Origin of the sequence: Leptotrichia trevisanii DSM 22070 (genome assembly GCF_000482505.1) — a bacterium.
In the GTDB taxonomy this organism is placed as follows: domain Bacteria; phylum Fusobacteriota; class Fusobacteriia; order Fusobacteriales; family Leptotrichiaceae; genus Leptotrichia; species Leptotrichia trevisanii.
Genome location: NZ_KI519444.1, coordinates 67,076 through 86,492 on the forward strand (window position 1 = coordinate 67,076; position 19,417 = coordinate 86,492).

18 protein-coding genes are annotated in these 19,417 nt (G+C 28.9%); 2 read left to right on the forward strand and 16 right to left on the reverse strand.

The features are described 5' to 3' along the window. Positions 1–129 precede the first annotated feature (129 nt). The 16 genes from csx2 to K324_RS0111580 all read right to left on the reverse strand — a co-directional run bounded on the left by csx2 (position 130) and on the right by K324_RS0111580 (position 14,532). Positions 130–1,479 carry a TIGR02221 family CRISPR-associated protein gene (gene csx2, locus K324_RS0111485; RefSeq protein WP_026749257.1) on the reverse strand — a complete coding sequence of 450 codons (1,350 nt, stop codon included), beginning with the start codon at positions 1,477–1,479 and terminating at the stop codon, positions 130–132. 227 nt (positions 1,480–1,706) lie between these two features. After that, positions 1,707–1,874 (reverse strand): hypothetical protein, encoded by a 168-nt coding sequence (locus K324_RS15875; RefSeq protein WP_156906999.1) that lies wholly within the window; start codon positions 1,872–1,874, stop codon positions 1,707–1,709. Positions 1,875–2,043: 169 nt separating this feature from the next. After that, positions 2,044–2,301 carry a hypothetical protein gene (locus K324_RS0111500; RefSeq protein ID WP_146998720.1) on the reverse strand — a complete coding sequence of 86 codons (258 nt, stop codon included), beginning with the start codon at positions 2,299–2,301 and terminating at the stop codon, positions 2,044–2,046. Positions 2,302–2,548: 247 nt separating this feature from the next. Beyond that, entirely contained in the window at positions 2,549–3,241 is a 693-nt protein-coding gene (locus tag K324_RS0111510) for a GTPase family protein (RefSeq protein ID WP_026749259.1), read from the reverse strand. A gap of 155 nt (positions 3,242–3,396) precedes the next feature. Continuing rightward, positions 3,397–3,693: a 4Fe-4S cluster-binding domain-containing protein gene (locus tag K324_RS14900; RefSeq protein WP_036095739.1), complete on the reverse strand. Its 297-nt coding sequence runs from the start codon at positions 3,691–3,693 to the stop codon at positions 3,397–3,399. Between the two features lies 1 nt (position 3,694). After that, positions 3,695–4,537: a GTPase family protein gene (locus K324_RS14905; RefSeq protein WP_051354461.1), complete on the reverse strand. Its 843-nt coding sequence runs from the start codon at positions 4,535–4,537 to the stop codon at positions 3,695–3,697. A gap of 203 nt (positions 4,538–4,740) precedes the next feature. After that, positions 4,741–4,902: a hypothetical protein gene (locus K324_RS0111525; RefSeq protein ID WP_155282859.1), complete on the reverse strand. Its 162-nt coding sequence runs from the start codon at positions 4,900–4,902 to the stop codon at positions 4,741–4,743. Between the two features lie 113 nt (positions 4,903–5,015). Beyond that, complete coding sequence (locus K324_RS0111530) at positions 5,016–5,300, reverse strand: hypothetical protein (RefSeq protein ID WP_026749261.1); 285 nt, start codon at positions 5,298–5,300, stop codon at positions 5,016–5,018. A gap of 1,078 nt (positions 5,301–6,378) precedes the next feature. Then, entirely contained in the window at positions 6,379–7,386 is a 1,008-nt protein-coding gene (nrdF, locus tag K324_RS0111545) for a class 1b ribonucleoside-diphosphate reductase subunit beta (protein WP_036095732.1), read from the reverse strand. Between the two features lie 78 nt (positions 7,387–7,464). Beyond that, a complete protein-coding gene (locus K324_RS0111550) occupies positions 7,465–7,761 on the reverse strand; it encodes a type II toxin-antitoxin system YafQ family toxin (RefSeq protein ID WP_021770172.1) in 297 nt (98 codons plus the stop codon). Beyond that, on the reverse strand, positions 7,751–8,041 hold the full coding sequence (locus K324_RS0111555; RefSeq protein WP_026749263.1) for a type II toxin-antitoxin system RelB/DinJ family antitoxin: 291 nt from the start codon (positions 8,039–8,041) through the stop codon (positions 7,751–7,753). The genes K324_RS0111550 and K324_RS0111555 overlap by 11 nt, the downstream gene beginning before the upstream one ends. A 74-nt stretch (positions 8,042–8,115) precedes the next feature. Continuing rightward, the gene (locus K324_RS0111560; protein WP_026749264.1) at positions 8,116–9,057 is read right to left on the reverse strand and encodes an Abi family protein; all 942 of its coding nucleotides are present in this window, start codon (positions 9,055–9,057) and stop codon (positions 8,116–8,118) included. A gap of 193 nt (positions 9,058–9,250) precedes the next feature. Next, positions 9,251–10,963, reverse strand: coding sequence for a hypothetical protein (locus tag K324_RS0111565; protein WP_026749265.1), 1,713 nt, complete (start codon positions 10,961–10,963; stop codon positions 9,251–9,253). Continuing rightward, on the reverse strand, positions 10,951–13,050 hold the full coding sequence (gene nrdE, locus K324_RS0111570) for a class 1b ribonucleoside-diphosphate reductase subunit alpha (protein ID WP_026749266.1): 2,100 nt from the start codon (positions 13,048–13,050) through the stop codon (positions 10,951–10,953). The genes K324_RS0111565 and nrdE overlap by 13 nt, the downstream gene beginning before the upstream one ends. A 694-nt stretch (positions 13,051–13,744) precedes the next feature. Continuing rightward, entirely contained in the window at positions 13,745–14,116 is a 372-nt protein-coding gene (nrdI, locus tag K324_RS0111575; RefSeq protein WP_026749267.1) for a class Ib ribonucleoside-diphosphate reductase assembly flavoprotein NrdI, read from the reverse strand. Between the two features lie 176 nt (positions 14,117–14,292). Beyond that, on the reverse strand, positions 14,293–14,532 hold the full coding sequence (locus K324_RS0111580) for a thioredoxin domain-containing protein (protein ID WP_026749268.1): 240 nt from the start codon (positions 14,530–14,532) through the stop codon (positions 14,293–14,295). Between the two features lie 366 nt (positions 14,533–14,898). On the opposite strand from K324_RS0111580, the gene metH reads away from it, so the two are divergent. Both metH and K324_RS0111590 read left to right on the forward strand, forming a co-directional pair. Further along, positions 14,899–18,408 (forward strand): methionine synthase, encoded by a 3,510-nt coding sequence (gene metH / locus K324_RS0111585; protein WP_051354466.1) that lies wholly within the window; start codon positions 14,899–14,901, stop codon positions 18,406–18,408. A gap of 52 nt (positions 18,409–18,460) precedes the next feature. After that, positions 18,461–19,000 (forward strand): hypothetical protein, encoded by a 540-nt coding sequence (locus K324_RS0111590; RefSeq protein ID WP_026749270.1) that lies wholly within the window; start codon positions 18,461–18,463, stop codon positions 18,998–19,000. The last annotated feature ends 417 nt before the right edge of the window (positions 19,001–19,417 follow it).

Below are 19,417 nucleotides of genomic sequence, written 5' to 3' on the forward strand. Positions count from 1 at the left end.
TAAAACTAAAAAAATATCTCTTTAAATTTCCTTCTTTATCTTCAACAAGGGGCCAAGGCCCCTTGTAACTAATATTTATTTCATTATATTTTCAAACTTACATAATTATCCAGAAGATTTAATGTATCGTTAAACATTATACTTCAATTTTAAATACTTTATAAATCCTTTATCACTTATAATTGTATCAATATCTTTAACATAATTTTTTAAACTTTCAACATCGTTTATTGCGGTATCTTTTTCACCTTTTGAATGTGCTATCTCATTTCTTATTTTTCTTGTATGTTCAAATATTTTATATATTTTTTCTTCTTTTTTATCAAATGTTCCTTTTGTATTGTTAGGCTTATATTCAATTGATTGTCTTATTTTTTTAAAATATTTAAATATTCCGCTATTTTCATCATTAAAATCTGACACTCTATCTTTTATTTCTAAAATACCCGCTACAAACTCTCTTAATCCTTCATTTATATTTATTGCTACCATTGCATATCTTTTTTGATTAAAATTCCATTCTGCTATTTTAAATAAAAACTCATATTCCTTTTCTATATTTCCAAATATTTCAATAAAATCTTTTACTATGTTAGGAATTATCAATTTCCCAGGTCCTTCTATTGAGTCTATCTTATCCATAATTCTTTTTATTGATTCTAAATTTCTCTTTATAGTTCCTAAATAATTTAAGTTTAATGAATCTGAAAAAGTTCTTATTTTTTTATTTACATCTTTATCGTCAATCATCTCAAGAATTGTGTAGCTGTTTCCATAATTTTTCAATTCATTTGCACCTTTTATCCATTTCATTAAATCAAAAAATGCCTTTAAATTAACTACTGGACTAATTTCTATTTCTTTTGTTTCTCCATTTTCAATAACTTCTTTTTTATATTTCGCTTCAAACATTCCATAGGAAATCATTTTTACTTCGACATTTTTATCTAATACATTTGTAATATAATTTATAACCAAAAACATCCACATCGCATTTGACCTGAAAGAATGAGTTATATCAAGATAAATCTCATCTCCATCATTAAGCATATTTCCTATTTCCATTATTAAATTAAAATTTTCAAATATTTCATTTGTATTCATTCCAAATTTTGTGAGTATTATTCTAGCTTTTCCTTCAAAAATATCATTAAATTTTTTTATATTTATTTCAGAAAATTCAGAATCCTGTGTCGCATTACTTGAAGCCTCTAATAATTCAAAAGTATAATCTTCATCTTCCTTCAAATTATATTTATTACAATAATAACTGTACAAATTATCCCACATTGAACCAACCGTTCCTATATAAATTGTTTTATCTATTTCAAAATGTTTTTCTAATGCTGAAGTTATAAAACTTTCATTTTTATAAATTATATTCTCTTTGTCTATTTTTTCTATACTATAATTTGTTTCTCTATACTTCCCATCTTTTTTTATTCCTTTTCCTAATCCTGCTATCAATATCTTAGCCATATTTCTTCTCCTCTTCATTCTAAATTTTTATTTCCCTATCATTTTACCTCATTAATTTTAAAAATCAATTTTTTTCTTATCAAAATTACAGCTACTTTACAGATTATAGCAATCCCACTTTAAATTTAGAAAAATATTACACTTTCTTTAAAGCAGGATTACTACATCTTCTAAAACCTACCAACTTAAACTGTCAAAAAAACTCGATACTTCATTACAAAAATCATTTACGCTGTTACCAAAATCTTCTGCCTTCCCATTGTTGTAAACATATCATCTGCTGTATTAACTGTTTCGTTCATCAATTTTACTGTCTGATTTATACCTTCTGCTACTGCTACTACTCCTGCTGTCACCACTACCGCTGTTCCTACTACTTTTTCAATTCCTGTCATTGTCATCACATCCTTTTATTTATTATAAATTTATTATACACTAATTTAGTAATCTATTTTTTCAAAATCTTTATCACTTTTTCTTTACTTTTTGATAAAATATCTTGAACCTCTGCTGTTATTGTTGAACTCTTATACCTTCTACTTTTATAATTACCTAATTTATTTATCAAAATATTCCGCCTAAAAAATCAACAACCCCACTAACCAAACTTCCAGCTATTCCCAATCCTACTCCAACTACTGAACCTACTATTCTTCCAATTCCTCCTAATCCTGCAAAACTTCCTAATATCTCGCCTATAGCTCCACCTAACATTGCTCCCTTTGCCACCGATTCCACAAATTTTTCCAAAATACCTTTTCTATAATCCTTCAAATCATCGTTATCTGTCCACATTACTTCTTCCTTATTCATATTTTTCATTATTATAGCATTTCAAACATAATCCATTTTTCAAAAATTTAACTTATTTTCTATTTTCTACTTGAACACATTAATTTATTACCTAAAATTTGTTTACTTCTTTTTATTTTTACTTCATAATATTTCATTACGTTTTCTTTAATTAATCTTCCCATTTTTCATCCCTCCATAAATTAATTTTTTATCATAATCTATTATTGCATTTTTTCATAACTCATTTTTTTACTCTTATAACCTATTTTTCAAATTATGCTTTTATTAACGGCCTTCTTTCCAGAATCATATTATCTATTATGAAATCTAGCAATTTTTCTATGTTGTACCCATATTCTGCTGAATAATACACTGGTTTTCTTATTGTTATCCCTGTTGCTTCTTTTACTCTATCTTGTATTGAACTCGCTTGCTTTTCCAAAAATTCTACTAATGTTTCATCTGGTTTATTTGTTTCTTTATTCCAATGTCTGCCTTTCATTGCCATATCCGCCTGATTAATTACTACCAATATTCTGTCTGCCTGTATATTTGGAACTATCACTTCATTTAACAATGTATATGTACTTCCCATATCTCTGTTCAATCCTTCCAGTACCACAATCGCCAAATCTACCCATCCATAAACATTTCCATCTAATGAATAAGTTTTATACAATAAATTTACCAATCTTCTTTTATGAATCTCATCATTTTTAATACCATCTCCCAATCCTGGAGTATCCCACAATCTAAATACATCATTTAACGAATAAAATTCTAAATCTATTGTTTCTGGATCCACTCCATTACCCACTGTTGCTACATTTTTCTTAAAAATTGTATTCAATGTTGTTGATTTTCCTGCTCCTGTTACTCCTGTTATCATGACGTCCAAAGGCATAAATCTTGCTTTTTCTAATTTTTTTTCTATATCTGTTTTTCTATAATGTTTAAAATTTTCCACAACCCATCACACTCCATTTTTTATTCTCTTTATTTTCTTTCTCTCTCATTTACAAAAATATTATATCTTTTTTTCTAACTTATTTTTTTCTACAAATGACTCATTTTTTATTTTACATTTGCTTGACTAACTTTCATTTACAATTTCTCCATTTTTCAATGAATAAAATTTTTGATTGCTTTATCCGAAAAATTTTCCTTTTCTTCCAAGGCTTCCTCTTGCATTAAAGGTTCTCCACCTGAAACAGTAATTTTTTTTACTGGCAAATTATATGACAATATCTCTTCACATAATTCTTTTACTTCATATTCTTTACCATTTCGTATATCCTGTATCTCACTATTATGACAGCCTTTACATTTCACATTGCAACCTTGAAAAAATACTGTTAATCTAATTCCCGGCCCATCTTCATATCTGTTTCTTTGGATTGATGCAATTTTTACTTTCATTTTATACCTCCAAAACACTTTCTAAAATGCCTTTTCTGTAATCCTTCAAATCATCACTATCTTTCCACATTACTTCTTCTTTGTTCAAATTTTGTGCATAAATTACTCTTTTTTCTTCTGGTGTATATTGCAATATGTAGTATAATAATTTTGATAAGTTATATGGTTTTTGTTGTAATTCTCCTTCTTCCTTGTATCCTGCACTGTAATAAATTGGTTTCACTTCTATTCCTGTTGCTTCTTTTATTCTTCTTTTTACCGATATCACCTTATTATTCAAAAATTCTTTTAAAATACTTTCAGGACGATTCTCTTGTTCATTCCAATATTTTCCCTTCATTGCTACATCCGCCTGATTTATTGCCACTAATATCCTATTTTTTTTATTCTCACCTAAATTTGGTATTATTACATTATTTATCAATTCATACGCTGTTCCCAAATCTCTACTTCCACTATCCAGTATCACTAAAACCAAATCAATTAACAAATTACCATTTTCATCTTTTTCATAAAGTTTATCAATCATTTTTTTACTATGTTTATTATCTATTTCTTTTCCGTCACCTAATCCTGGAGTGTCCCATATTACCAAATTATCTAGTTCATATTTTTCAATTTCCATTGTTTCTGTATCTGCACTTGTTCCTATTCTTGCTACTTCCATTCCAAACAATGCGTTTATTGTGCTACTCTTTCCACATCCTGTTGCACCTGTAACCATCAAATTAATTTTTTGTTTCTTCAATTTCAATAAATTTCCCAATAATTTTTCTCTTACTTTTTCATCCATTTTTTGACCCATAATAATATTCTCAATATCTTTCAACAAATTTTGTTTCATAATCAATCCCTTCTTTCTATTTTATATTCTAATAGTATCACTTCTAAATAACCTATTTTTTATTAAAATAACTCAATTATTATCTTATTTTCCAGTAATCTGTTTCTTCACTTTAGTATTCTAATTTTTCAATCCTTTAAATTAAAGAAAAGAGTTATATAATTTTTATCCTTGCTATTTTTAAACTTTAATATAAATGTTCCTTACCCTTCCCAATACAAATCACTTTCTAAATCAATCTCCTCAATATCTGTTTCCAAAACATTTCTAACATAATCAAACATTCTAAAAAAATCTTTTTCAAATTGTTCTCTTGTTATTTTCGCAAGATAAATTTCAGAATCTATTTTTTTATTTTTCTTCATACTCTCAGCAATAGGATACAAGTTTTCTTTGCTCTTCTCATTTACAAAACCATTATACTCTTTTCCTCAAACTTAATTTTTTTCATTATTAACCTATTTTTTTCAAAAAAAAATCACAGCCAAATAACTGTGATTAAAATATTTTTATTTTCTCCTGATTTTTGTGCATTAAGTACTTTAAATAAAAAATCATATATGCCATTGGATCCTATTCTTCCAATTTCCACAAATCGCTCTTCTTCAGTCAATTTTTCTAAATAAGTATATGTTGACTGTAATTGCAGGTTTTTAGATTTCAGAATTTTATTTGTATATTCCCTCTTAAATATTTCTCTCAATTTTTGTAAATTTTCTGGAATTTTTGAAATAATTTCCTGAATTTCCGCCTTATCTTCCAATGTATGTGATATGTTATTTCTAATATCTTTAAAACTTTTAAAAATTTTGCTTAATTCTATTCTATTTTCTACTATTTTTCTATCAACTTTTTATTTTTTATAAAAAAATAATCATTGCTTTTTACACAACGACTATTATTGCTTGCCTTATTTTAATGGATATACTACTTTTACGTTATTACTGGTATAGGTAATATGTTAGGATATGGGTTGTTTCAATCCTTGTTTTAATGGATATACTACTTTTACTACAAGAAAATGGCATAAAAAGATCAATTTTCATACGTTTCAATCCTTGTTTTAATGGATATACTACTTTTACTTCGGTTGTGTTGGAAGCCATTATCTTTTTTAGGTTGTTTCAATCCTTGTTTTAATGGATATACTACTTTTACTGTCGAAGAAAAAGTGTTAGAGATAAACCATACATTTGTTTCAATCCTTATTTTAATGGATATACTACTTTTACCTTTGTTGAATTCAAAGCATCCTTAAGGGTATATTACAAGTTTCAATCCTTATTTTAATGGATATACTACTTTTACTACAGAGTTACTAAGAATATCACAAGATTTGCGATGTCGTTTCAATCCTTATTTTAATGGATATACTACTTTTACCGGTTTCCCTTCGGCTTCATCTTATTAACCTTGCCACCGGTTTCAATCCTTATTTTAATGGATATACTACTTTTACCTGTTAAAAAATACGCTAATGGTCTATTTAATTTAGCAGTTTCAATCCTTATTTTAATGGATATACTACTTTTACCCGTACTTTTGCGAAAATCCTTTATTTATAAGTGTTACAGCAATTTTTTCAGACATTAAAATTGAAATTATTTGACTGATTTTTATCATTTTTTGACGTCTTTTTAGTATTTTCCGTAACTCCTAACGTGCATTTTTATTGGCTTTGAGTGGATTTTCTTTCCTTTTTTTCATTTCTTATAATGGCAGGAATTTTTTCTACAAACTTATTTTACCACATTTTTCTCTTTTTTCAAAATCTTTTTGGATATTTTTTCAAAAAAATGAGAACCAGTAATTAAAGCTCTCATTTTCGTACGTTTCCAAACTTAAATCAAATCATCTGCATTCACTTCTTCATCAAACTTAAAGTCATCATCATGCAAATGCACCACTTCCAACGCCTTTTCATAATTCGTAGATTTTTTCGAGAAGAAATCGTGCTGTGTTGTTTCCACATTTAAACCATTTAACACAATTGGATTTACATTCTTCACTTCAAATTCTTCTTCAAATCCTAGATTCATCAAGGCTTTGTTCGCATTGTAACGGATGTACTCCTTCACATCGCCCGTAAGCCCAATATCCCCATAAATTTCATCAGTATATCTTGCTTCATTTTCGTACAAGTCGTACATCAATTTTTTCAGTTCAGCCCTCATATCAGCTTTTTCCTCTTCGCTGAAAGAATTGTATAATTCTTGGAACAATAATCCGACAAAAACTCCGTGAATCGACTCATCAGCTATGATTTTCTTGATTATATCGCAACTTGCAACCATTTCTCCCTGTCCTGCAAGCCAAAGCGGTAAAAAGAAGCCGCTGTAAAACAAATATGTTTCCAAATAAACCGAAGCCGCCAGAGCCATCGCTATTTCCCTTTTTGAAGCCTCAGGATTATTCATTTTCTGATAATATCCATCAATTTTATTGGCTTTATACTGCAAATGCGGATTTTCCTGAACCCATCTGAATGTTTCGTTAATCTCCCTTGTAGACGCAACTGTTGTAAATATTGTCGAATAAGACTTCGCATGAATCGTTTCCATCATACACATATATGAAAGTACCGAACGATTTTGCAATGACTCAATATGATCAATAATCTTCGGCATCCCCGTATGACTCTGCAACGTATCCAAAAGCGTTAATCCTCCCAACACGTGCAAATACGCCAATTTCATCGCAGGCTCAAGCGAATTCCAGCTATCAATATCCTTTGACGGAATATACTCCGTATCAATCCAAAACTGCTTCAAATTCTGCTCCCAAAACATCTCCACATAATCATTTTCTGGTGTGTTCCAGTTTACTGCCTCATATATTTTTTTCTCCATTTTTTTGTTTTCCTTTCTTGATAAAATTGTTTTACCAATTTATATTATTTCAATCAACTCCCATATTTTATATAAAATTTAGAATAGTTCACTATGACTACCTGATGCTAATAAAATCAATATTAATTTATCTTCAACTATCTCGTAGATTAATAACCAATCTGGAGTTATATGACATTCTCTTGCCCCATCATAATTATTGACTAATTTATGATCCTTGTTTTTAGGAGGAAGTTTTTCTCCTTTTGCTAATATTGAGATTATACTTTCTAATAATTTTAAATCTTTTTTCTGTTTTTTTAGATTTTTTAAATGTTTTTTAAATTTCCCAGTAAGAATAATAGAATATTTATACTCTTCTTTTTTACCCTTCATAATCTTCTCCCAAGACATCTTTAAACATTTCTTCTGGACTACTGTAGGATTTATAATTTGAAGGATTTTTCTTAATTTGTTTAACTTCTTCAAATGCTTGAGCCAATTCTGAATTTTCAGGTAAAGAATTTATATAAAATGGTATGCCTTTTTCTCTTATAGCCTGTTTTAAAAATATATTAATTGCTGTACTAAGGCTTAATCCTAAATCTTTAAATAATTTCTGTGCTTCTTTTTTAGTTTCCTCATCTATCTTTATACTTGTATTAACTGTTGCCATAAAATATCACTTCCTTTTATATATTATACATACAAAGTATATCTTTTGTCAATCAAATTAGTTTATCGTAATGTCTATTTATGCCAATCTTTTGGAAAATCCATTTTATATAAAATATCATTTATATCAATATCTTTTAGTTTAAGTTCAAGTAAACTTAATAATTCTCGTAACTTTTTTGTTAGACTTTCATATTCTTCTTTTGATAAAAATAATTTAAGTCCTTCGTATATCGTAAATAATTTTTGTTTCTTATTATTTGTTATACCTATAATATTATTTATATTTACAATATTTTTTGATGAAAAATCGTACATTCTTTCATTATGTGCTGCTATGTTTCTAAATAATGAACTTGCCCGTAAAAAAGTTTTTATAAAATTATTATTTAATTTAGGTAAATTTGTGTACTCATTTTTATACAAATTTCTAAAATGACTTATTATTTTATTTTGTACTCTATTTTCCAAAATCAAATAAAATCTGCTCATTTCTCCAAATGTAAAAAAATTAATTACTATCCAAAATGGTATATTGTCTTTTGTTGTACTATAATGCTTTATTATACTATTGCTTTTGTTATTTCTTAAAAAATTTAGTTTTTTTACTAAATGTGAAATAAGATGTATATTTTCATTTCTAACTCCAACGTAATAATTATTAAGTTCCAAATAACTTTCTTTATTTGTATAACATTCTGAATAATAATATGCAATTGCCGTTTTAAAAGCTCTTTCCAATTGTGTCAAAACATCAAAAAACAACATTCTCAAACTTTTATCAAAATCATACAATGCTTTCAAATGATTAAAATGAACTCCCAATTTATAAATATCATTTCCGTTTAAATCTTTCCCTTTTAAAAAAGGTTCTTTATAAAAATTTATAATGGAATAATAATTATACCTCATTAAACAATAAATTGTTTCATCATCAGTTTTTACCCGTAATTTACCTCCGTTTTCTCCATTTAAAATCTCAACTTGTTCCTTAAAAGTTTTAAATGGCTTATCCATTCCTTTTCCCCCTTTTATCTCAAAAATGCAAAAAAGCCCTATCAAAATTGAAAGAGCTTTTTCTACAGTCTACAACAACGCACAGTTAAGTGGGTTATTCTTGTAGTACGATCACTAAAATTATTATACTCTATATTTTGATTTTTGTCAAATGTTGATATTTGTCATTGTATATAAATGATACCTGTCATTTTTAATAATAAGATTTTTCACATTTATCACTGTCAATAAAAGTAACTATTCCACCTTTTGAATTAAATTCAACATTTAATTTACAATTTTTAGTTAAATTATATTTTCCTTCTTTAAAAGTTACTTTTCTTAAAGTATTTGGTTCTAATTTATAGAACTTCTCCTTATCCAAGTATAAATCTATACTTATTTCTCTGTCTGATAGATTAGTTAAAATATAATCATACTCTTTAGGAAAAGATTTAAATTGACTTTGCTGATTAACAACACCACAACTCTTTAAATCAATTATTCCAATTTCTGAATCAGGATTAATAGTAAATTGACATTTAGTACCATCATTTTTTTCTATACTATGTTCACCTGCTTTTAATGTTATTTTTTTTGAAGAATATGATTCTAATATGTAATTGTAATCTGCTGTTGTATCTAATTTTATTTTTATTTCTTTATCAGTTGAATTATTTAAAGTATATTTTTTTAAACCTTTGTCTAATACATCATTCTGTCTTATTCCATCTTTATTAATCCATATTACAACTAATGATATTATTGAAGCAAACAACACAATTAAAAAAGAGGATACTTTAGGATTCTTCCTTTTATTTTCTACTAAATACTCTGATTTGTATTTTTGGATAAATTTCTTTTCGTTTATTAAATTCCAACCATTTTCATTTTTTAACACAAAGAAAAAATCAAACGAATACACATCACCAATTCTAATATTAATATTATTTTCAAAATTTTCTTTTTTTAATTTTAGTTTTATAGGAAAAATTACAAAACTTTCTTCATTATTATTTTTATACTCATGTAAATTAAAATAATCAAATTCTATATTAAAAGTTATGCCGTTAATTCTTTCATTTGATTCATTTTGATTTATTCTAAAAAAACTTAATATTTTTTCTTTATCTTCTTCTAACAAATATTCTGAAATATTTTCATATCTATAGTCTGTTTTAAGTATCTCATTCAAGATATTATTTATTTTTAGTTCCAAAATATTTTTCTTAATTAATAAAAATTCTTTGATTTCAATTAATTCTACAATTCCTATATCTATAACTTCTTTTAAAAATTTTTTTCTTAAAAAATTACTACCTACTAATATACAGTATCCAAAAAAATAATAACCTGCTATAAAAATTATAAAATTAATCCATTCAAATTTTTCATTTATTTTAAAATATTGACTTGCTACAACAGATAATATTGGAGTAACCAAAGAAAAGTTGATTGTAGTAATAGTAGTAATTTTTTTCCATTTATTAATTTCGTCATTTATTTCGTTTTCTAATTCCTTTAACAACTCATCTATATTTTCTAGTTTAATTATATAATTTGAATCAATATACTCTTTAAATAAATTGTTGATTCTATTATTAATTAGAACTCTATCATCATAAAAATCTACAATCTCATTTTTCCCAAGTTTTAATTTTGACTTTAAACGTTTAGAATAACACCAATATACCCAAAATATTGATAAATTCATTACTAAAAATACAGTACTAATCCATGTTTTAAAAAAATCTACATTACTAAAAAAATACTTTATAATTCCCGTTGAAGTAATTGGAATTATTAAAATAATAATTATGAATGTTGTTGGAAATCTCTTTTTATAAAAATAATTGGAATTATACTTCTTTTTCTCTTCTATTATAGTTTTAATATGACTAATTTTAGGCTTATTTACACCGAACAACTTATACACTCCTCAATCGTAGCCTTTCTCGTTCTAGTATAATAAAGCGACTTCAACCCCAGCCTATGTGCATAAATATAAAGTCTAGCCAAATCTCTTGTGCTGTCCGTACTCTTTGTATACAAGATAGTCGAAATTCCTTGATCCACGTGTCTTTGAATTACAGAAATTAGTTTCAAGATATTTTTTTGATCCATATCGTATGCTGACTTATAGAAGAAGTAGTTGTCGTTTGTCAGGTACGGCATTGGGTAGAATGTTGTACTGTCTCCGTATTCTCTTACTTCGATTGTGTCAACTACTGGCATTACTGAGGCTGTCGAGTTCATTATGTAGGATGTTGACTGGTTTGGGGCGATTGCCATTCGGTAGGCGTTGTAGACTCCGTGTTTCATTACTTGCTCTTTTAGGTTTGCCCAGTCTTCTTTTGTTGGGATGTAGATTCCTTCAAATAGCTGTTTTATTTTTTCTGTTTGTGGCATGTATTCTTTTGTGATATATTTGTCAAAGTAGTTTCCGTTGGCATATTCAGATTTTTCAAAGTCCTTGAAAGTTTCACCTTTTTCCTTTGCAATTTCCATCGAACGTTCCAATGAATAGAAGTTTACCATCATGAAGAATACGTTACAGAAGTCAAGTGCTTCCTTGCTTTCATACATAATAAAGTTTTTAGCCAAGTATCCGTGCAGGTTCATTGCTCCCAACCCTACTGAGTGCAGCTCATCGTTTGCTTTTTTTATTGACGGAACAATATCAATGTTTGTTAAGTCTGATACCATTGTAAGTGAGTCAATCGCTGCTTTTGTAGCTTCTTTTATTCTCTTATTTTCCATTACAGTTGCAATATTTAATGAACCCAGATTACATGAAATTCCACGTCTTATTGTATCTTTCTCATAATATGCGTTAATGTCTGAAACTTCTGATAATTGGCATATTTCGGTGCAAAGATTTGAGAATTTAACCGTCCCAATTTCTTTCAATGCATGCTCCCTATTCGCATTATCTTTAAAGAATAAATATGGATATCCGCTTTCCTTTTGCGTTTGAGAAATTTTTACAAGAAGTTCCCTTGCGTTTATTTTTTTCTTTTTAACATTTGGATTATCAACCAGTTTTTCATACATTTCGTTCATATCCATTTCATCCAGATATTGCCCATATTCAAGGAATACTGTGTGTGGATTGAACGTGTAGCAAACTTCATCTTCCATTGCCAACTGCATAAACTTGTCTGGAACAATAACTCCGATTGATAATGATTTTATTCTGATTTTTTCATCTACATTTATCTTTTTACTATCCAAAAATTCATTAATGTCAGAATGAAAAACATTCAAATAAACCGCTCCAGCTCCAGCTCTTTGTCCTAACTGATTTGCATACGAAAAAATATCTTCTAGAATCTTCATAATCGGTAAGACTCCAGAAGCTCTACCTTCCACACCTTTTATTGACTCTCCTCTTGCCCTGATTTTAGAGAGGTTAATCGCAACTCCTCCACCAATTGAAGAAAGTTTCATTGAAGAATCAAAAACATATCCAATTCCGCTCAAATTATCTCCCATTTCATCAAGGAAGCAAGAAACAAGCTCCCCAGAACGTTTTTTTCCAGAATTTAAGAAAGTAGGCGTAGCAGGCTGATATTCTTGATTTATCAACATCAAAGCGTACTCTTTTGCCTTTTCAACATTTCCCTGTGCCAAATAAAGCGAAACTGTCGCAACCCTGTCTTCATATCTTTCCAAAAACTTCTCCCCAGAATCATCCATCAAAGCATAACTTTGATAAAATTTCGATGCACTCATAAACGAAGCAAACCTGAACTTTTTATCATAAACCAGCTTAAATACTTCCTTTATTTCATCGTGGCTATACATCTCATAAAAATCAATATAATAATCATTCTTTATCAAATATCTCATCTTTTCCTCAAGATTGTGAAAAAACACCGTATTCTTATTCACATAATCCACAAAATACGAATAAACAGCCTCCTTATCTTTCTCAAGCTGAAAATCCTCCCCTTTTTTTACCATTATCTCGTTATTTAAGTATATCCATTTTTTTGCTCTTTTATCTACCATAATCTTCTCCTATTTTTTTATTTTATATTTTTTACATAACTTTTACTAATCCAATTAAATTATTTTGATTAATAATTATTATTTCTTTTTATATTATTTTTAGTTTTTTTAACGTAAGGGCATCAGACACCATGCCCTTTTTCGCAATAACAGTTACTTTAACATATTTAACTGATTACTACTTAGAGATAATAGCGAAATGTTCTACGAACCACCCCGCTCAACACAAAACTTTCTTATAAAGAAAAAAGAAAACTCGCTTTTAAAGATTATCTTAATTCCAATAAATTAATTAATTTTAAAACTTTTTCCAAAAGCTCAAACAGTTCTTTTTCCTTTAATGAAATTTTGCTTATTAATTTTTCATCAAAACAGTTTTTATACTAAAATCCCATTTAATTAACGAATTTATTACAAACTTTTTTAATAAAGGATATAAACCTAATATTTTCAAGTAATTATAAGATATAATTTTTATTTTTCAAACATAGTCTACCATAAACTAATCCGTCGGAGCATTTTTTTGTGCTGGCAAAACTGTCTGAGCATAGCGAGTTTTTTGTCAGTGCAGAAAAATGTCGTAGACTAGCCATAGGTTATTGCGTAGCAATCTTGCCAAATATTTTGATTATCAGGATAAACCTTTACTGCAAGATAAGGTTTTGCGGCAATGAGCAATCCTACGAAAATAAAGTTAATTATTTTCCAAATAATCTATATAATTTTCCACTTCCGTACTTGTTCCCGACAGCTCAAATTTCATCAATACTGGAATTCCGTATTTTTGCTGAATTTTATCAGCTGCTAGTGCGAAAAATTGTCCCCAGTTTCTGTTTCCGCTGGAACTTACTGATTTTAATAGTTTACTGTTGTTTTCATTTTGTAGAAATTCATCTGTTGTTGCTGGAATTTCTCCGATTTTTGTTGTGAAAGTTAGGAAATGTCCTTCGTTTTCGATTGTCATTGTCGGTTCTATTTTGATAAAATGCCAGTCTGGGCGTTGTACTTGCATTTTTTTTATAAATCTTTCTACATTTCCTGTTTTTGAATCGTAATATATATACATTTATTTCACCTTGCTTTTTGTCATTTATTCTATTTTTTGCTGAATAAATGACTGAAATTTTGTTTTATTTTCCAAATTTTAGGCATAAAATATACCCAAAACTGAATATTTTAATAAAAAATAGTTTTGAGTAGTATTATTTATTATTTTGAAATTGTATTTTAAATTGTTCTTTATTACATCATCGAGATGATTTCATTGATTTCTTCTGGCTTGAAACCGATTGTTCTTTTTATTTCTTCATTTTCTTCAAATAGAATTACTGTTGGTACGCTTCTTACTTTATATTTTACAGCTATTTCTGGATTATCGAAAGGGTTTATTCTTTCGTATTCCACACCTTTTTTATCTAATAAGTCTGACACCATTGCACATGGATTGCAGTCATTTTTTTCAAATTTTATTATTTTTTTCATTATTCTTTTCTCCTCCTGTTTTTACGCACAAAACACAATATGTTGTGTTTCATCTGAATTTTTTATCGTATATGTAGTGTATCTTATTTTCAGAATTTTTTCAATAAGATTATATTTAATTTTTCATTAAAGTATTTTCTAAGCGGATGGATAAAGGAATTTTATAAATTATATATTTTATATATCAAAATTGGGTTATTTATTATGATTCAAAAGAATTGTGTTTTTATTTTTTCTTTTTATTGAACTTGACGTGATAATACGCCTCTTTGTACATATTTTCCAAATAATCTATATTTCTATATACACATACACCTTTTTATGATAAAATAATAGGATAAAATTTACTAAATGGGAGTTGATGAAATGCTGACAAATCAATACAAAAATTCTTACAATTTATTACAAAATGATTTGAAAAATAGAATATTACTGCTGGATGGAGCGATGGGGACGATGATTCAGCAGGAAAATCTAACTGCCGATGACTTTGGCGGGGAAAAATATGAGGGGTGCAACGACTATCTTGTGTTGCAGAAACCTGAGATTATTAAAAATATTCATAAAAGATATCTAGAGGCCGGGAGTGATATTATTGAAACTAACAGTTTCGGGGCTTTGGATATTGTGCTGAAAGATTATGATTTGGAAGATAAGGTTTTTGAGATGAATAAGGCGGCGGCAGAACTTGCAAATGAAGCGATTGCAGAATACAAAAACGAACATCCAGAAGTTACTCGAAATCTTTATGTTGCAGGGGCTTTGGGGCCTTCCAACAAATCCATCAGCGTTACTGGGGGAGTGACTTTTGAAGAGCTTATTCACACCTATTATACAGCTGTTTCAGGGCTTCTGTCTGGTGGAGTTGACTTAATTCTGTTTGAAACAATTCAGGACACGAGAAACTTGAAGGCGGCTTATCTAGGGCTTAAAAAGGCTATGGAAGAAAATTATACTGTGCCGCTAATGCTGTCGTTTACAATTGAAAGTACAGGAACTACACTTGCAGGACAGACTGCGGATGCCTTTTATTACGCTGTAAACCACATGAATCCATTTTCCGTGGGACTGAACTGTGCGACTGGGCCTGAATTTATGACACAGTTTTTAAAAACATTGAATAATATTTCAAATACGTATATTTCGGTTTACCCAAATGCGGGATTACCTAATGAAGATGGAGAATACGAGGAAACTCCAGACACATTGTCAGCAAAAATTGAGCCGTTTTTCCAAAATAATTATTTAAATATTGTTGGAGGGTGCTGTGGAACTACGCCTGAACATATTCAGAAAATTAAGGAAAAAAGTGCAAACTATTCTCCAAGAGTTATTGATGAAAATAAAAATTTTAATGATGTATCAGGGCTAATTGCTCTAGAAATGCCAAAAGATCGTCCAATTTACGTGGGGGAACGTACAAACGTAATCGGTTCACGTATTTTTAAGAACTTAATTGCCAGCGAGAAATTTGACGAGGCGACAGAAGTTGCTAGACTTCAGATTAAGGGACGAGCGGATGTAATTGATATTTGTCTTGCTAATCCTGATAGAAATGAAATTGCCGATATGAAGGCATTTTTAGATAAAGTGGCAAAATTTGCGAAAGTTCCGCTTATGATCGATTCGACTGATATAAATGTTGTTAAAGAAGGACTTACTTACTTGCAGGGGAAAGGAATTATAAATTCAATTAACCTTGAAGACGGGGAAAAGAAATTTGCTGATATGGCAAAAGTTATCAAGGACTTTGGGGCTTCTGTCGTTGTGGGGCTGATTGATGAGGAAGGAATGGCTGTTTCAGTTGAGAAAAAATTGAAAGTTGCCAGAAGAAGTTACGAACTTCTTACGAAAAAATACGGAATTGATGAAAGAGACATAATTTTTGACACATTAGTTTTTCCAGTTGCTACAGGAGATCAGAAGTACATCGGCTCTGCCACAGCAACAATTGAGGCAATTAGACAAATTAAAACTGAAATGCCAAATGTAAAGACAATTTTAGGAGTAAGTAACATTTCATTTGGACTGCCAATTGCTGGAAGGGAAGTTTTAAACACTTACTATATGCAAAAGGCTTATGAAGCTGGACTTGACTATGCGATTGTAAACACTGAAAAAGTTATTCCAATGAGTGAAATTTCAGACGAGGAAAAGGAATTATCAGAAAATATTTTATTTCACACAGATGATGAAAATGTATCAAAATTTGCAAACTTCTACCGTGAGAAAAAAGCCGTTCAAAAAGTTGTCGATACAAGCAATCTAACCACCGAAGAAAAAGTTTCCAATCTAGTTGTCGAAGGAAGTAAAAAAGATTTAACAACGCATCTTGATGAATTACTGCAAAAATATTCTCCAATCGACATCATAAATGGCCCTCTGATGACTGGAATGGACGAAGTCGGAAAATTGTTTAACAATAACGACTTAATCGTTGCCGAAGTTTTGCAAAGTGCGGAAGTTATGAAAGCATCAGTTTCCCATCTGGAACAGTTTATGGAAAAAGACGAATCTTCTATAAAAGGGAAAGTAATTATGGCAACTGTAAAAGGGGATGTTCACGACATTGGAAAAAATCTGGTTGGGATAATCATTGGAAATAACGGTTACGAAGTAATTGACTTGGGAATAAATACGCCTGCTGAAAAAATCCGTGAAGCAATTATTGAGCATAAGGCTGATTTCCTGGGACTTTCTGGACTTCTTGTAAAATCTGCTACAGAAATGGTGAATACTATGGAAGTTCTACATGAAGCCGGTATTGATATTCCAATATTTGTGGGAGGTGCGGCACTTACAGAGAAATTCACTGTAAATAAAATTGAGCCTGCCTACAAAAATAATATCGTAATTTACTCAAGAGATGCAATGACAGCTCTTGCTGACTTGAACAAAATGATTGATGAGAAAAAATTTGAAGAATTTAAGCAATATTTGCAAAAACGTAGAGATCTTGTAACGATTAAAGATGCCAAAAAACTTGAACAGCTAAAAGTTAAGCCAACGGTAAGTGATATTAAGGATGCTGATGGAACATTTGACTTTTCAAAAGTTGAGCTGCCAAAATATAATTTTGAAAAAATTTACAAGCCTGAAACATTAAATAAACAAATTATAACAAATATAAAAGCAAAGGATGTATTTCCATTTGTAAACTTACAAATGCTAATTGGAAAACATCTGGGAATGAAATGGATTGTAAATAATCTAATTGAAAAGCAGGATCCTAGAACAATAAAATTGTACAATGAAATTTTGGATATTATTGAAAATGGTGATGAATACTTTGATATAAAGGCTATTTACAAATTTTTCCCTGTACGCCGAAAAGTTGGTGAAAGAAAAGATGACTTCAAAATTGAAGTTTTATCAGATGACTTGTCAACTGTTCTGGAAACATTTGATTTCCCAAGACAAAAATATGGACAGTATTTATCATTAAATGATTACGTAAGTCCAGATGGAATCGACTACATCGGATTCTTTGTCGCAACCGCAGGAGAAAAATCAAGACTTGTTTCAAATGAATTAAAGGAAAAAGGTGAATTTTACAGAGGACATATTGTAAATTCCATAGGACTGGAACTTGCCGAAGCAACATCTGAATACATTCACAAAATGATGCGTCAGGATGTAGGAATTATCGACAAGGACATTACCTTAAACGAAATTCTAAATGCCCAGTATCAAGGAAACCGTTACTCTTTTGGCTACCCAGCCTGCCCAGACTTGAGCGATCAAAGGAAACTATTCAATTTGTTAAAACCTGAAAGATATGGAATCTCATTAACGGAAGAATTTATGATGTACCCAGAAGCCACAGTAAGTGCAATTGTGTTTTCACAGCCATTCTGTAAATATTTTAATATGTAGTTTTTTGAAATTTTTGTAAAAATATACTTTGCTTATGAAAGGAGAAAATAAAATGTATCAAATAATAAAAATGATTTTACTAAGTTCAGTTTTTATTGATTATATTGATATTCAAAAGTTGGATAAAAGCGGATTTACAACACATATTATCGAGATAATGCTTGTTTTATCATTAATTAACAGCATTGTAAATTTGTATGATGAAAAAAAATTCCTTATAATTGAATTTCTTATAATTATTTTATTTCATCTGGCTGGAAACAAGATTATTCTAGAAAATTTTTCATTTTTTTGGCAATCAATAAAATTAATCGGTGTTTATATCCTTCACCTTCTCATTACAACTGATGTCGGAATGGATGACAATAATATCAATCCCTTTTCTAAAGTTGAATGGACAATAGTTTTAGTTACTGTTTTAATATTTTTACTGCTAATGTTAATTTTTAAGATTGAAATTAACAGTTTAAGCATTCTATCACTCTATTGCATTACATTATTTGAATTAAAAGGAATTTTTAGAAACCTTACAGAATATATTGAAACTCAGAAGAAAATCGAAAAGGAGAATAAAGACAAATGGCAAAAATAATAATTCGTGATAAATTAACACTAAACCCCATTTAAAAAAGAGAAATAAAATCTAATTTTTAAGTATCCACCTTAAGGACTTTTATAATTTTAGTTTATAAATATTATGATTAATAATAGTTTTTTCTATTTTTTATTGAATTTTTTTTAACGTAAGGGCATCATACGCCATGCCCTTACAACCCCGCTTTACACAAAACTTTCTTATAAAGAAAAAATAAAACTCGCTTCGTAAAACTACGCTCAGACAGTTATTTTTCCTTTAACGAAATTTTGCTTATTTAGTATTTTTAAATGTTAAAGCCTAAAACTTAAATATGATAATCTTTATAATTTAATATAGAATGTCGTGATTTTTTTGGAATGAAAACGATTGTCTGAGCGTCAGCGAGTTTCGTTTTTATTTCAAAGAAATGCT